This window comes from Fundicoccus sp. Sow4_F4 (assembly GCF_052116145.1).
Classification (GTDB): Bacteria; Bacillota; Bacilli; order Lactobacillales; family Aerococcaceae; genus Fundicoccus.
Genome location: NZ_JBQKLQ010000003.1, coordinates 30,894 through 46,234, shown reverse-complemented (window position 1 = coordinate 46,234; position 15,341 = coordinate 30,894). Strand labels below are relative to the sequence as shown.

Sequence of the window (15,341 nt, the reverse complement as noted above, 5' to 3'; positions counted from 1 at the left end):
AACAGGAGTGAAGGTAAATGAAAAAAGATACTCAAGCACCTATACTACAACAGCAACGTCACGCTCAAGACAGTGACGCTCACAACCACAACTCTCATCACAAGAAGCATACAGACAGTCATTCACATTCGCATAGTCATACTCACGATCATGGTAAAGCACCACTTATTCTATATTTTATCGGTTTAGTGGCTGCTGTCTTAGGCCTCTTGCTGTCGAACCAGTCACAGCTGATTCAAAACAGTCTATTCGCGCTAGCGTCAATCACGGCTGGTTATCATGTGATCGTATTAGAAGGGCTTGGAGAAACAATCGAGCGCACGAAAAAAGCCAACTGGTTTACACCGAATTCTCATATACTCATGGGTTTAGCAGCGATTGGCGCTTCGCTATTAGGTAATTATTGGGAAGGGTGTCTATTGATTTTAATTTTCTCAGGCGCTCACTTTTTAGAAGAATATGCTGAAGGTAAAAGCCAACGCGAAATTACCCAATTGATGAAACTTAATCCAACGACGGCACGCTTGTTACAAGAAGATGGTTCAACAAAAGAAGTCGTTGTTAGCACACTAAAGATTGGCGATCGCTTAAGTGTATTGAATGGCGACCAAGTACCCATTGATGGACGCATTCTTTCAGGTACAACTGCGATTGACGAATCGGCGATTAACGGTGAAAGCATGCCGGCTGAAAAAACGGTCGGCGATTTAGTATATGCTAGCACAATCAATGGGACGGGTTCCTTTACAATGGAAGTGACCAAAACGAATGAGAATACGGTCTTTGCTAAAATTCTCGAGCTCGTTAGCCACAACCAGACTAATCAAACAAAAGTCGCGAGCATTATCCAACGCTTTGAGCCCAAATATGTGAATGCAGTATTGATTGTTGTCATCCTTTTGATGTTGGCCGGTCCGACATTACTTGCTTGGACGTGGTCAGAAAGTATTTATAAAGGCTTGGTGCTATTGGTAGCTGCTTCGCCTTGTGCCTTAGCAGCCGCGACGGTTTCGGTCACATTATCAGCCACGTCCCACTTAGCCAAAAAAGGCGTACTTTCTAAGGGGAGTGCCTACTTGTCTCAGTTTGCCACAATTCAAGCAATTGCCTTTGATAAAACAGGCACCTTAACCCAAGGTAAACCTCAAATGACTCATCACTATTTCAGCCCACAAGTTAGCGATACTCAATTTTTAACGGACTTGATTGTATCGCTCGAAAAACAATCGAGTCATCCCCTAGCTCAAGCGGTAATTAATGGTTTTCCTAATGCAAGCACCATCGACTTGATAAATGTCAACAATCAAACGGGACAAGGGCTGATGACCACTTATCAAGGAAAAAACTACCGAATCGGCAAACCGTCGTCTTTTGAAGCGGTTGCGACCGATATCACTCAACAGCATGACCAATGGGCGGCTGCAGGTCAAACCGTTGTTTATGTTGCTTGCAACGAAGAAGTGCTGGCAGTGTTATCTTTCCTCGATGTGGCCAAGGATTATGCCAAGACGACGATTGAGTATTTCAATCGCGAGGGCATTCATACCTCGATGATAACGGGCGATGCAGCCAAAACAGCAGAGGCGATTGGTCAAAGTTTGGGGATCCAGGAAATTATCGGCAACGTGATGCCTGAGGATAAGGCACGCTTGATCAGCGAGCAGAAAGAACGCTACGGCACAAATGCCATGGTGGGTGACGGCATTAATGACGCGCCCGCATTGGTCAATGCAGCGGTTGGCATCGCGATGGGTGAAGGAACGGACGTCGCCGTCGAAGTGTCTGATATCGTCTTGATGAAAAACGATTTGAACAAACTGGTTCAAACCCATCAAACCGCCAAGAAAATGAATCGAATAATTAGACAAAATCTGGTTTTCTCGATGGCCGTCGTGCTTTTCTTAGTGTTTGTTACGCTGACAAATCGCGCGGACATCACCCTTAGCGTGATTATTCATGAAGGCAGCACCTTGGTCGTTATCTTGAATGGGCTACGCCTGTTGCTTCATTAACCCCAAGGCCAAATAGCTCTAATAATTCTCTAGCACTTATGTACAGTGTCAAATAAGAGGCGAGTGAGGTTGAAGGCTAGCGTGTTTCGCCATGATAAATTGAGTCTTATTTTCTGAGCGGAATGATTGACTTTTCTGTGTTTAAAGGATAACATTCTAATAATAATTTGTATTAAAATTTAACTATTTAGAAGGAGGATTTTCATGCTTTTTAATAATATTGTGGATGCGATTGGTTACACGCCTTTAGTTAAGATTAACGGTTTAGACGAGTCTTATGCGGATGTGTATGTGAAATTAGAGAAAAATAATCCGAGTGGTTCTGTTAAAGACCGTCCGGTGAAGTATATTGTCCAAGATTTGTTGGACCGTGGTGAGGTAGCTAAGGGTGGCACGATTGTTGAGTCGACGAGTGGAAACACGGGGGTTGGTTTGGCGATGGTTGGTGCGGCTTTAGGTATCAATGTCGTGATTGTAATGCCAGATTCGATGAGTGTGGAGCGTCGCACAATTATTCAAGCTTACGGTGCGGAGTTAGTGTTAACGCCTGCTTCGGGTGGTATGAAGTTAGCGGGCGACAAGGCTGAGGAGATTGCCAAAGAGCGTGGTGCTGTAGTCTTTGGGCAGTTCACGAATGATGCGAATGTGGTGTCTCATGTGGAAACAACGGCGCGTGAGATCTTAGAGGATTTACCCAACGTCGATGGATTCGTAGCTGGAATCGGTACGGGTGGTACGGTCTCTGGTGTCGGTCAAGTCTTGAAAGAGCAGTCGAAGGATGCGCTCGTGTGGGCGGTTGAACCAGAAGGGTCGCCTTTATTAACAGAAGGTAAGGCTGGCTCCCATAAAATTCAAGGGTTAGGTGCCAACTTTATTCCTGAGATTTTAGATCAATCAGTGATCGATAAAATTGAAACAGTTTCTAACGATGAGGCGATTGCCACTGCGGTAGCATTAGCGAAGTCTCAAGGGATTTTAGCGGGAATTTCATCAGGTGCCAACTATGCGGTGGCTTTACGAATGGCTAAAGAATTAGGTCAAGGCAAGAAAGTCGTGGTCGTTTTACCAGATAGCGGCGAACGTTACCTATCGACAGGGTTTTTCGGCGATGGACAAGCGTAGGTATCCTAAAGAGTTGCAGGAAAAAGCCTATGAATTAGCGCAATATATTTATGAGAAAGATCCTGCAGCGTCCAGTTGGGAAGAAGTTTATGATTTATATCCTGGCTTTAAGGCGGTTATGAGTCATCATCAAGCCCATCATTTATATCAAGTGGGCGAAGTCTACGAGGCGCGTAAACTGTCTGAAGCATCGCGTCACGAAACCGGGATTGAAATTCATCCGGGAGCGTGTTTAGGTCAAGATATTTTTATTGATCATGGCATGGGTGTGGTGATTGGCGAGACGGCGGTCGTGGGTGACCGGGTGAAGTTGTTTCACGGGGTCACTTTAGGTGGGACTGGTAGCGAAAAAGGTCGAAAGCGTCATCCAAGTATTCATCATGATGCTGAAATAGGCGCTAATGCCACCTTGCTAGGGAATATCACAGTGGGCCATCATGCGAAAGTAGGGGCGGGAGCGGTCGTTTTACATGACGTGCCTCCTTATGCGACAGCGGTGGGTGTGCCTGCTCGAATCATTCTACATGACAAAGACTGGAACCGAATTGGTGAGTATCAGATTTAAAGGCAAAAGCGCACCTTCCATTTGTTGTGGAAGGTGCGCTTTTATGTGTGTGGATGGAAGCTCCAAGTGCTTTTAGCCTAGCCAGTGGTTGATGAAGACGGCGATTTGTGGAAAGAGGCTGGTGACGACAATCACGCGCAAGACTTGCAAAACCACAATATCCGAGTTGGTGATATTTAAGTCGCCTAAAATTAAGACAACGTCTGAAGCGCCGGCTGGAATTGAAGCTAACATTGAATCGGTCAGACGCATTTTCTGGAATTTGTGAACCAGAAAGCCAATCACCAGACAGCCCAGTAGAAACATTGGGATTAAGACAAGGATGGGAACGACCAGTTGGGACAAGGCTGATAATTGTTCGGCGTAAAAGGTCGTACCAACATACCAGCCTGATAGGATTTGTGCCAGGCGGCGATAGCCGATTGGCAAGGGGGTGACGCCGATGGTTAGCTTTAAGATGGCCATCCCAATTAAGGCCAGCACCATTAGGTTTAGTCCAGTTAAGAATTGACTCGCCGCCCATGCGAACAAGCTAGCGGCCACTAAGGCAAGCAAGCTGTTGATGGGTCTTATTCGCGCCAGAGTGGACTGAGGTGTTGGCTCTTGATTTTGAGTGTCAGCCCTTTGATCAGTTTTGAAATGTTGATTGAGTTTGACGACCAGCGACGGGAAAACGCCGATGCCCATCACCATGCGGATGAATTGCATAACGGTGACGGTAATCGGATCGGCTCCGTAGTCCTGGCTGATGATTGGGATGGTGCCCATGCCGCCGGGAATTGAGGCGAAAAGTGCGGTCACGAGCGATAGCTCGCTGACTTGGGTCAGTAGGAGGCCGATGGTTATATTGAGAATAATTAGGCCGCAAATGATCGTCGCGAAGGCTTTCCACAGTCGGGGCAGGCGCTTGAGGTCCGCGGTTGACAGGGACGCGCCGATAAAGCTACCGGCAATCATTTGGGCGATTTCTTTGGTGCCTGGTGGTGCCCAGAGTGTGCCGGTCAGGACTTGCATGGTCGCAAAGACTAACATGACGCCGACGAGTAGGCCGCCTGGGATGCGGGCTTTCATAAAGCCATGACCGACGAGAATCGCGAGTGCGAGGGTGATGGCCATCATTAAGTAACTTTCCATTTTCTTCCTCCTGTTTATTAGCAAAGTAAAACATCACAAGTCTGGACTCGCGATGTTGGTGTTTAATTTATAGTAAAGTCTCCATCTAACAGAATACGAGAAAAACGGTGTGTGAGGTTGGCGGTGTAACCCCACAAGTTTTCTACCGGTAAATTGTAGAAGGGTGTTTTATGCACTTGATGCTTGAATTGGTAGTTGGGTCCATTGGGTAGTAAATGGAAAGGGAATTCATCATCAAACATCGACTTTACACGAATCGTATAATACTTTGGTTCGTTTTCGAGTAAGTAGGCGAGCGGAATTGTGAAGACGCGTTCGACTTCTTCGTTGTATTGAATATCTTCCAGCTTCACGTTGAGGCGGCCGACGTAACAGTAAATAATTGCCCAATCACTGATCACATAGTCAATGGCGCCAAAGAGTTCAATATCTTCTGCTTTAACATTCAGTTCTTCGGTCGTTTCACGCACCGCTGCTGTTGCGAAATCTTCGTTTTCTTCGACGCGTCCTCCTGGAAAAGAAGTTTCGCCTGGTTGTGAAATCTTATGACTGCGTACTTCGTAAAGGACGTGCGTTTCACCATCGACGTCAATCAAAGGCAACAAGACCGAATAGTGTCGCTGTTCTCCGTAAGGTCGCGCTTGATAGTTCTCAATAATGTGTTTAATGTTATGATCCATACCATTCAAACCTTTCTAAGATAATCCATCTCATTATATCAGATATCTGTTCTTTTTATGGTGCTAAAAGTGTGTTTTATTGGAGAGTGGGTCCTTTCAACTGTCATTGTCTAAGAGGCGGTTGTTTTCTAGGTGCAAGTGACGAGGGGCTTTTAACTAAAACGAGACTTTAAACAGGGGACAAAAAAGGATAAAAGGCGGAGCGGCGTGTATTTCTTTCTCTGGGAAGATTAAGGGTTTATTTTGTTTAAATTGGGTTGATTAATAGTATGATGAGGGTATTCAGTGGAGAGGGTTGGTTAGATGCATTCGATTAAGTTGAGTCAGAAGGGTTTGTCACATTATGTTGCGGGGGCGGGCTTTGATTTTCGTTATGCGAAGGTGGGCGAGCGTTTGGCTGTCGATGTGGAGCGGGTGTTGTTACAGATGCAGATTGAGCCGGCGGCCTTGTATTCAAGCGCGCAGGTTCATGGAGTGACTATTGAATATTGTGATGGTCTGCGTGGGGATGATTTTCTGGTCGGGAAGATTTTTCCGGAGACAGATGGTTTGACCACGGATCACCCGGCTGTCGCTTTATAGATTAAATTTGCAGATTGTACGCCAATTGTCTTATTTGATCCGGTCAAGAAAGTGCAGGCTGTCTTACATTCGGGTTGGCGCGGGACGGTGCAAGAGATTGCGGCGCATGCATTGGAGTGGCTGGAGTCAGACTTTAAGTGTCGGCGTGAAGATTTGGTAGTTTATTTAGGGCCGTCGATTGATCAGATGAATTATGAAGTTGGTATAGGTGTTTATGAGGCTTTTGGGGACTTTGCAGAGCGCGATCAATTTTTTAAACCGCATGGGGAGAAGTTTTTGTTGAGTATGTCGGATGCCAATTTAGTATTGTTGTTGGCACATGGCTTGAGACGTGAGCAGATTGAGGTGTCGCGTGAGTCGGCTTTTGAAAACCCGGCTTTGCATTCTGCTAAGAGAGAAGGAGCGGACTATGGTCTGAACGCGTTGATAACGATCGTATAGAGCTAGTTGTGTTATTGGGTGCATTAGCGCGGGGTGAGTTGGGTGCTAAAGCTTGTAATGTGCGCAAACCGCAGTCGGCCTGTAAGGTGAACCTATCTAGCGAAATTAGGCGACTTCCTTTCGTTATATCGGTTACAATAGTGGTAAGATGTCTGTAACGATGATCAGGAAAGGTGGATTTAAGATGAAAGCAATACAAATTAAAGAGTTTGGTGGACCTGAGGTTTTGAAGTTGGTAGAGATTGCGGAACCGACGCCGGGGCCGCAAGAAGTGCGTATCAGCATACATGCTGCAGGAATCAATCCCAACGAGGCCTATGCACGTACCGGCACTTACGGCGCTTATATTCCAGAGTTACCTTATACACCGGGCTTCGATGGAGCAGGAGTGATTGACACCGTTGGCGAAGGCGTGACTCATTTCAAGTCAGGGGACCGTGTCTATATCGGTGGCTTTATGGCCAAACGTAACACTGGTACCTATGCTGAAAAAGTCGTCGTAGATGCAACTTGTGTTCATCCGTTGAGCGAAGAGCTGACTTTTGAACAAGGGGCTGCATTGGGGATTCCTGGTTTGGCCGCCTATCAGGCGATTGTTTTAAGGGCACAAGTTAAAGAAAGCGATACTGTGCTGATTCATGGTGGAAGTGGCGCAGTTGGGCTGACGGCTATTCAGATTGCTAAGGCATTGGGTGCGAAAGTGATTGCAACAGCTAGTACTGAAGAAGGGCGCAAGTTGATTCGTGCACTTGGTGCAGATGTGGCGATGCCTCATGTTGCTAAAGGCGAGTATGATGAAATTATGTCCGTGACTGATGACCAAGGGCCGGACGTGATAATCGAGATGTTAGCCAACCAGAACTTGGAGACTGATATGGAAATTGCGGCCAAAGAAGCTCGTATCATCATTCTTGGTTCACGTGGTAAGATTCAAATCGATCCGCGGCACACGATGACTAAAGGTTTAACGATTTTGGGTTTGAGTTCCATCAACTTGGACGCGACTGAATTGGCTGCAGCTTATAAAGAGTTGACTAGATTGGTCGATGAAGGCGAGATTTTACCATTAGTGGGCGATGTGCTACCGCTGGATAAAGCGGCTGAAGCTCATGAACAAATTTTGACGAAAAAAGGGAATGGTAAGTTAGTGCTGAAACTTATTTAGAAAAGCAACAAGCTGCAGCCTTGAACTCTTTGGAAGAGTCGAGGCTGCAGCTTTTTTTGGCTTGTGACTGGCTCAAGCCAATGGATAGTCGTTCGAATCCGCCTCGAAAAAATTTTCATGCAGAACGATTATAAGGCGTCCGTCACTGCGTTTCAAACGATTTGATAAGGGTTGACGATAACTTTAATCGTCGTGAGCGATAAGCGAATGACACCTTTGGTTTTGAATGTCTGTGGACGAAGTGCTTGGTAACCAGCGGGGCAATCGCTATTCGCGCAGACACAACGTTAGTATGCTTTTTAGGAAAGCAGGGTGAATCAGCTAATTCTTGTTTGGGATAAAAGACGCCCGCATTGAAAACACAAAGGTGTCGCTCTCTGCGTTCGCGACGATTTTATAAAGACAGCTAGACTTAAAATCGTGCTGGCTTGCCAGCACACCTTCTGAATCATTTGGTGCGTGAAGCATTTGAATCTTCAGGTGGGCTGTGACTAACAGCAAGTAAGCTTGGGAATTTAGTTTTGAGGACCAGCCAATTCTGATCTCACATCATGGCGACTTGAGCCACGAATCCTGGCGCGTGTTCCACATCATGGCTCGATTCGCGATGATGTGGAAAGGGACAAACTCTAGCAAACCCCACTAAATCAAGCTATATTTTGTGGGGAAAGACCGATTATAGGAAGAATGCCAACTCAATCCGAGTGTCCACATCACAGGCTTACGTCACGAGCGGTGCTATCGCCGTTCGCGAAAGTCACGAGCACATCAACTTTACTCGGCCGCCAATGCTTCAAGTTTTGCGTATAAGTCAGGTAAGGCGTCGGCTAATTTGAAGCTGCGGTCGCCGCCTAAATCGATGGCTTGTAGCGTTGTCTGTCCGACACTGCGCAATTCGCCACTGGCTAAATCAAGAATTTGGTAGGCGATATGAATCTGATTGCCTTCGACGCCGCTGATTTTAGCTTGAATTGTCACCGATTCACCAAAGCGAATCATTGTTTTATAGTCGGCTCTCAATTTCACTAAGGCTGCTAGGACACCCAATTCCGCTTGTTCTTTCTCCGTGAAACCGATATGGGCCATCAATTCCGTACGTGCTTCTTCAAACAGGCGAATGAAATTCGAATGATGAACAATCGCCATTTGGTCAGTCTCATAGACTTGAACCTTATGAAGGGTGCTTACAGATGAAGGCGTTGTAAAGTCAAATTCAGGTATGCTTTGACGCGCACGGCGTGTGCTCTTAATTGAGTCGCCGTCTTTACCATCTGTTTGGTCGGTTTCAAAACGAGCTGCGAAGATATCGTGAACTGCTGGTAGAGAACGCTTTAAGGCAATGGGACGGTAGCTTTCTTTATCAAGAAAGGCATGCATGCTTGAACCGATGGCTTTGACTTTTCCAGTCGCCACATCAGTGACTTCATAAGAAAGGGTCATGGTGACACCGTTGAATTGTTCAACTTTGGCCGCGATAGTTACCGTTTCACCAAAGCGGGTCATGCGCTTATATTGAGCTGTGATTGCTAAGACCGGCACTAAAACGCCGTCGGCTTCCATTTTTGCATAGTCGTAGCCCATGTCGCTCATCATCCAGGTACGGGCTTCTTCAAACCAGCGGACGTAATTTGAGTGGTGAACAATCCCCGCTAGATCTGTTTCATAATACTGTACTAAGTGTTTCCAATTGCTTGCCATAAAAAAATCCTCCTAGACGTGTTAGTTTCATTATCATTTAATTGGTCACTATACTTTTTGTCCTTCACTCTGGGTGGCGATTGAGGTTTTTGGACTGTTTATTTTTCTTGATAAACTGTATAGTAATATTTTCCAATAGGTAAAGTATATCATGTTTGGGGTCTTGGGCTGGTATTTGGTGTATAATTTAAGGTGATTAGTTTGAGGAAGGAGTGTGTGCGATGTGTTTAGTGACGTTTGCGGTAGGGGGGCATCAGCGTTATCCGTTCGTTTTGGTGGCGAACCGCGATGAGCGTTATGAGCGGCCGACTGCGGGGCTACATTTTTGGGACGATCAGCCAGATGTGTTGGCAGGTCGGGATTTAGATCATGGTGGGACTTGGTTAGGTTTGACGCGGGCTGGGCGTTTTGCGACCTTGACCAATCATCCTTTTACAGAGTGGCAGCCGCATGAACCGGTGTCGCGCGGGAGTTTGGTCAGTGATTTTCTAAAGGGGGATCACTCAGCTGAGGCTTACTTGGACGTTTTGCGTGCTAGTCGTCAGCGTTATGAAGGCTACCATTTGATTTTCGGTTCGCTCGAGGGTGGCTTGTGGGTTTATTCCAATGTTGAAGACTGCGTCGAGCGCTACGCACATGGCCTACATAGTGTCGGCAATACATATGATGATTTGACTATGCATAAGGAAATGCGTTCGCTTGGTTTGTTGGCAGGTTATCTGGGGATGGCGGTGAGTATGGGTGTGATTGGTGGCGAACAGGAAACCCAGAATTTGGCGGATGGTGGGCTTGCATCCGGGGACACAACGGACACTTTTACCACTCACCGTGAGGTCTTGGATCCTGATGAGTTGTTAGAGATTTTCCAAGACAGCGTCCCGGCCAGCAATTTGACGATTATTCCTGAACAGTTGCCGCTGGAAGTCGCGCGCAATAATTCGTCGATATTTATTAAGGGGGATTATTTCGGAACGGTCGGCTCAACCGTGATTTTAGTCGACCGCGACGGTTGGGTGCATGCTAAAGAAGTGCGTTATAATCAAGAAGATATGATCGAAATAAGTGAAAAACAATTTAAATTAGGGCCAAGCGAGCAAAGTGTGCGACCGCATGGCCAAGTAACAAATGAGGTGAATGAATAGTGAGTATCGTCCAACGAACGATCAAAATAGTTCTCGCAGCCCTAGCTTCAATCCTACTAGCGCAGCTGTTAAATTTACAAAACCCACTCGCGGCAGGAATTGTCGCGATTTTGAGTGTGCTCGATACACGTAAAGCGTCCTTAAATACCGCTATTGCGCGCTTTTTATCGACTTTATTAGCCTTCGCGATTGCGAGCTTGATTTTCAAGCTAGTCGGCTTTAACATTTATGCTTTCAGCTTGTACCTGGCGCTTTATGTGCCTTTGGCTTATCAATTTCGTCTTCAGGATGGGATTGCGCCATGTTCGGTCCTCGTGACCCATTTTATGATAGCAGAAAGCATTGCCTGGCAATGGCAACTGAATGGCCTGATGCTGATGACAATTGGTGCCTTGATGGCGCTCGTTTTTCATATATGGATGCCATCTTACGCCAAGCAGCTCGAACAGTTGAAAGAAGAAATCGAATGTCAAATGCGTGACATTCTGCATATGATGGGCGATGCTTTGACGAACACTCCGGACCATTTTAATGAAATCCACCAAGGCTGCCGTTGGCTGAATCACTTATTGGACCAAATGAAAGAAATCGCTTTGACGGAATACGATAATCAATTGTTTAGAAATTCAGACTATTTTCTGAATTACATCAATATGCGTCGCGACCAAGTCCACATCATGCAACACATGACGGTTAACCTACCAGACCTGCACCTGGCGACTGAATCCAACAACATGATGTCGCAATTATTCCATCTAACCGCTGACGAATTCAACGAACTCAACACCGGCACGGCTCTGTTGGACAACATATCTCAACTCTACCGCGTTTTCCGAGATTCTCAATTACCCACAACGCGCGAAGAATTTGAAACTCGCGCCTTACTGTTCCAAATGTTAACCGACTTCGAACGCTTTCTAGAAGTCAAACGCGACTTCTTTGTCCACATGGACCCAAGCACCTACCAAAACCGCTTTGTACCTAAATAATTGAGCAAAAATAAGCCACCCTCAAGCTTGTGATAAACAAGCCTAGAGGGTGGTCTTTTCATTCTTGCCTTATGCACTCCGCCAGAAAAGCTTCTCGTACGGGAATACTTTCTTCTAAAAAGCTACCGAACCCAGAGAGCGGGAGGGCTAGTGTTTGCTAGGCGCCCGTTCATGAACCACTGCTTTTATAAAATCGTCACGGAATGCAATGGAGTGACACCTTTATCTTTTCGGTCATTCCCCTCTAAACTCATTCGAATTGTCCCACTCGCCATCTGAGTGGTCATGTTAAAGTTTTAATTGTCCCACTCAAATCCCGAGTGGGACAATTAAAACCTAAACATCACCTATAGCGTGTAAAATCAAAGATTTACTTGAGCATAAAAGGGCTGAAATCACCCAAATACCTTCCAAATTCATTCTAATTGTCCCACTCGCCATCTGAGTGGTCACGTTAAAGTTTTAATTGTCCCACTCAAATCCCGAGTGGGACAATTAAAACCTAAACATCACCTATAGCGTGTAAAATCAATGGTCTACTTGAGCATAAAAGGGCTGAAATCACCTAAATTCTCTCTAAATTCATTCTAATTGGCCACTCGCCATCTGAGTGGTCACGTTAAAGTTTTAATTGTCCCGCTCAAATCCCGAGTGGGACAATTAAAACCTAAACATCACCTATAGCGTGTAAAATCAAAGATCTACTTGAGCATAAAAGGGCTGAAATCGCCCAAATACCTTCCAAAGTCATTCGAATTGTCCCACTCGCCATCTGAGTGGTCACGTTAAAGTTTTAATTGTCCCACTCAAATCCCGAGTGGACAATTCCCCCCCAAAAAAAAAAAGCCTCCGATCCATCAAAAGATAGATCGGGCGACAAGTATACTTTTATTTCTCATAACCACATAGATCATAACCTTGAGCCATTGCCTCTTCTAAAGTTAAAGCTTCCACCGAGGCAGCCTTCTTCAAGCCGCGACAACGTTCATCCAAATGGTATTTGGTGCCGGACAAGGGCGCGATATAAACAGTTTGATAATCAGCTGAATCGCTAGAAGTTGAATTATCGCCGCCGCCTTCAAACTGGTTGGCCACCGCATTCGCCGAATCGCCGTCATCCAAGGATTCAAAAGCACTCGGCAAGCCCCACAAACCTTGGCGTTCGACTTGGGCAAAGTCTTTAGCTTCATCCAAGAATTCCAAGTAGCGTGTGTTGGGTGGGTAAATGTAAGTGACATCGGCCAAGCCTTCAGCGGCCAGCACTTCCTGCACTAAGACATCATCCGCCCAAACGTAAACTAGATCGCGCTGGTATTTGTCTAAACGCGAACCGATATCGTATTCCAAGTAAATCTGATCGGCATCCTCCAACAATTCGCTAACGCGTGCCTTTGCTTCGTCGGATAAAGGTTGCTTGCCCGTTTTAGGGTGTCGTAATTCAGGCGTATCGATTAATAGAAAGCGCGCCTTGACCTCACGCGAATCTTCCGTCAAGAAATAAGCGGTATCCCCATCGACAACTTTGACCAAGTCAACTTCAAACAAAGCAGCCATGTCAAAAGCTTCTGCTTGCCACTCGTATGACGACGACGGTACGTCTTCGGCCAAGCCAATCCCTAACGGCCACACGAGCCACAACATGAGTCCTATCAATAATCGTTTCATTGCCCACCTCCTCTTCTATCCTAACCTTTTTCTTACGCAAAATCTACTGGACAAAATAGGAAAAAGACCGCCATGGCGGTCTTAAAAGCGTGCGTTAGTTACTTGCGGATAATGACTGATAAGCCCGAATTATCCAGTAGACTTAATTCCTGATCATTTTCTTCATAACTAATATCGCCAGCGTCAAGTTGTTCCATAATATAAGCGATATCGTCAGATGAGCTTGCTTGCCAAATGGTAGCGCGTAAACCTTGAAGGCCAGCGCTTGGAGCAGGAGCATGTTCGCTTGTCCAACTATTGGTCCCCAGGTAGTGATGGTAATCGCCCGTCGCAAAGAAGGCAGTATCGCTCGTTGGAGCTGAGCTTTGAGCTAAGCCTAAAACTTCGCCGTAAAACCATTCCGACTCCTCAATGTTATTGACGCTCAAATGGAAATGTCCCATCCTAACGCCTTCACCAAAGCCGGTAACGTCCTGGCTTCTTTGAAGCAGATAGGGCGTGATATCTAAGGCCTCATTGCCACCTTGCGTGTAGCCAAATTCATCGATTTGCCACGAGCCGGTCGGCGTGTCTAGGTAAATTTCAATACTATTGCCTTCAATGTCACCTAGATAGGCGGCCTTACTGAAACCATGATCGGAATAGCCATGCATGGGGGCTTTGTTTTCAAGTAGGTGGGCCAGGGTCGTGCCGAACTCGACTTCGGAATCGAATAAGAAAGCCCCATGATATAAGCCACTTGTCTGGCTAGTTTTTGGGGCGGTAGCTGGGGAAATTTCTAAGAGAATCTCGCCGGCTGCGTTACCTAAAGCATAATAGTCAGCTGCCTCGTCGGCTTCAACTAAGTGCATCCCAAGTAAATGGATATAAAAATCTGCCAGAATACTCGGTTTCATCGCATTGAGTTGGTAGCCTACAGGTGTGAGGGCAGTTTCTTGTGCCTGTCTTTGGGCGTGTTCTTCTGCGCTTAAGTCTAGCACCGTACTAGCGTGTGCGAAGGGAACGCTCGTTTGCGCAAAGACGTGGGTAATGGGTAGAAAAGAAAGTAGTACTAGGCTGAGCAGTCTTCTTCTAATGTGTGTCATATGGACTCCTTCTAAATAAAGGCAGTCAGCCGGCCTTGTCAAGGACAGGGTCGGCTAAATGCGTGTGGGATGAGGTTCTATTTTGTTAAACGAACGATGGTGGTTAAACCAGAGTTGTCTTTGAATGTTAGTTCGGTGCCTGAGTTGTCGTAGGCGATGTTGTTGGCGTCTAAGCGTTCGATTACGTAGTCGTAGTCTGCTTGGTTACCTTGCCAGATTGAGGCGCGGAGGCCTTGTTGGTCCAGGCTGGCTGGTCCTGGTAGGTTGCGGCCTTTCCATAGGTTGGCGCCTAGGTGGTGGTGGTAGTCGCCGGATGCCATGAAGATGGCTTGTCCCATTGGGAATTTGAAACCTAGGCCCAGAACGTCAAGGAAAAAGTCGCGTGACGCGTCGATGTCACCTACGTGTAAGTGGATGTGGCCCATGGTTGTGCCATTTGGCATGCCGTCAAATTCTGGGCGGGCATTTTTAACGACTGCTTCGACGTCCATTTGTTCGACGATGCCTGCGATGTGGCCGTCTTCGTGGATGTCCCATTCACTTGTGTCTTTATCGACGTAGATTTCGATGCCGTTGCCTTCTGGATCGTCCATGTAAAGGGCATTACTGTAGCCATGGTTTGACGCGCCAGTTAATGGTACTTCATTTTTCACAAAGTGCATGAGGATTGTTCCTAAGTCAGCCATCGTGGGTAATAGAAAGGCCATGTGGTAAAGACCGGTTGCTTTGATTTCTTCGCGACTTGATGTTTGGAAGATTTCTAATAGGACCTTTTGGTCTGGCGTTCCCAGTGCGTAGTAGCCTTCTTTAGTTTCAATCGGTGTTAGGCCGATCACTTGCTCGTAGTAAGCAGCTAAGTTGGCTGAGTCGAGAGCGTTAATTTGGATGGCGCTGGTGATTAGATTGGTTTTTGCTTGAGTCAATGGATTCAATGTCATAGTAATTCCTCCGTTAAAGTTTTTTATGTGTAGGTGTTAAATTTATCATTCAAACGAACATTATAATGATAACGCTAATGCATGACAGTGTCAACAAATAAATCCAATGAATTCGAAATAATA

The 15,341-nt window shown here is 46.2% G+C and carries 14 protein-coding genes; 8 read left to right on the top strand and 6 right to left on the bottom strand.

Features of this window, described 5'->3' with window-relative positions:
• Nucleotides 1-17 precede the first annotated feature (17 nt).
• From ACTQ5J_RS05860 to epsC, 3 genes are all read left to right on the top strand, one after another.
• Nucleotides 18-2,012, top strand: a complete 1,995-nt coding sequence (locus ACTQ5J_RS05860; RefSeq protein ID WP_441751408.1) for a heavy metal translocating P-type ATPase — start codon at nt 18-20, stop codon at nt 2,010-2,012.
• Nucleotides 2,013-2,216: 204 nt separating this feature from the next.
• Complete coding sequence (cysK, locus tag ACTQ5J_RS05855) at nt 2,217-3,134, top strand: cysteine synthase A (RefSeq protein WP_441751406.1); 918 nt, start codon at nt 2,217-2,219, stop codon at nt 3,132-3,134.
• On the top strand, nt 3,121-3,699 hold the full coding sequence (epsC, locus tag ACTQ5J_RS05850) for a serine O-acetyltransferase EpsC (protein ID WP_441751404.1): 579 nt from the start codon (nt 3,121-3,123) through the stop codon (nt 3,697-3,699). The genes cysK and epsC overlap by 14 nt, the downstream gene beginning before the upstream one ends.
• 72 nt (nt 3,700-3,771) lie before the next feature.
• Here epsC and ACTQ5J_RS05845 read toward each other — a convergent pair whose 3' ends face one another.
• Both ACTQ5J_RS05845 and ACTQ5J_RS05840 read right to left on the bottom strand, forming a co-directional pair.
• The gene (locus ACTQ5J_RS05845; RefSeq protein WP_441751403.1) at nt 3,772-4,833 is read right to left on the bottom strand and encodes an AbrB family transcriptional regulator; all 1,062 of its coding nucleotides are present in this window, start codon (nt 4,831-4,833) and stop codon (nt 3,772-3,774) included.
• 62 nt (nt 4,834-4,895) lie between these two features.
• Nucleotides 4,896-5,513 carry an NUDIX hydrolase gene (locus ACTQ5J_RS05840; RefSeq protein WP_441751402.1) on the bottom strand — a complete coding sequence of 206 codons (618 nt, stop codon included), beginning with the start codon at nt 5,511-5,513 and terminating at the stop codon, nt 4,896-4,898.
• A gap of 303 nt (nt 5,514-5,816) precedes the next feature.
• Between ACTQ5J_RS05840 and ACTQ5J_RS05835 the strand changes: the two genes are divergently transcribed.
• The 3 genes from ACTQ5J_RS05835 to ACTQ5J_RS05825 all read left to right on the top strand — a co-directional run bounded on the left by ACTQ5J_RS05835 (nt 5,817) and on the right by ACTQ5J_RS05825 (nt 7,701).
• Nucleotides 5,817-6,095, top strand: coding sequence for a hypothetical protein (locus ACTQ5J_RS05835; protein ID WP_441751400.1), 279 nt, complete (start codon nt 5,817-5,819; stop codon nt 6,093-6,095).
• Nucleotides 6,096-6,536 carry a polyphenol oxidase family protein gene (locus tag ACTQ5J_RS05830; RefSeq protein WP_441751808.1) on the top strand — a complete coding sequence of 147 codons (441 nt, stop codon included), beginning with the start codon at nt 6,096-6,098 and terminating at the stop codon, nt 6,534-6,536.
• A gap of 184 nt (nt 6,537-6,720) precedes the next feature.
• Nucleotides 6,721-7,701 (top strand): NADPH:quinone reductase, encoded by a 981-nt coding sequence (locus tag ACTQ5J_RS05825; RefSeq protein ID WP_441751398.1) that lies wholly within the window; start codon nt 6,721-6,723, stop codon nt 7,699-7,701.
• A gap of 774 nt (nt 7,702-8,475) precedes the next feature.
• Here the strand turns inward: ACTQ5J_RS05825 and ACTQ5J_RS05820 are convergent.
• Nucleotides 8,476-9,399, bottom strand: coding sequence for an acyl-CoA thioesterase (locus tag ACTQ5J_RS05820; protein ID WP_441751396.1), 924 nt, complete (start codon nt 9,397-9,399; stop codon nt 8,476-8,478).
• Nucleotides 9,400-9,620: 221 nt separating this feature from the next.
• Here ACTQ5J_RS05820 and ACTQ5J_RS05815 point away from each other — a divergent pair, with 221 nt between their 5' ends.
• Nucleotides 9,621-10,541 (top strand): NRDE family protein, encoded by a 921-nt coding sequence (locus tag ACTQ5J_RS05815; RefSeq protein ID WP_441751395.1) that lies wholly within the window; start codon nt 9,621-9,623, stop codon nt 10,539-10,541.
• Entirely contained in the window at nt 10,541-11,530 is a 990-nt protein-coding gene (locus ACTQ5J_RS05810; protein WP_441751393.1) for an aromatic acid exporter family protein, read from the top strand. The genes ACTQ5J_RS05815 and ACTQ5J_RS05810 overlap by 1 nt, the downstream gene beginning before the upstream one ends.
• A gap of 888 nt (nt 11,531-12,418) precedes the next feature.
• Here ACTQ5J_RS05810 and ACTQ5J_RS05805 read toward each other — a convergent pair.
• The 3 genes from ACTQ5J_RS05805 to ACTQ5J_RS05795 all read right to left on the bottom strand — a co-directional run bounded on the left by ACTQ5J_RS05805 (nt 12,419) and on the right by ACTQ5J_RS05795 (nt 15,218).
• Nucleotides 12,419-13,195 carry a thermonuclease family protein gene (locus ACTQ5J_RS05805; protein WP_441751391.1) on the bottom strand — a complete coding sequence of 259 codons (777 nt, stop codon included), beginning with the start codon at nt 13,193-13,195 and terminating at the stop codon, nt 12,419-12,421.
• 98 nt (nt 13,196-13,293) lie between these two features.
• Nucleotides 13,294-14,280 carry a VOC family protein gene (locus ACTQ5J_RS05800; protein WP_441751389.1) on the bottom strand — a complete coding sequence of 329 codons (987 nt, stop codon included), beginning with the start codon at nt 14,278-14,280 and terminating at the stop codon, nt 13,294-13,296.
• A 77-nt stretch (nt 14,281-14,357) separates the two neighbouring features.
• Nucleotides 14,358-15,218 (bottom strand): VOC family protein, encoded by an 861-nt coding sequence (locus ACTQ5J_RS05795; protein WP_441751387.1) that lies wholly within the window; start codon nt 15,216-15,218, stop codon nt 14,358-14,360.
• Nucleotides 15,219-15,341 lie beyond the last annotated feature (123 nt).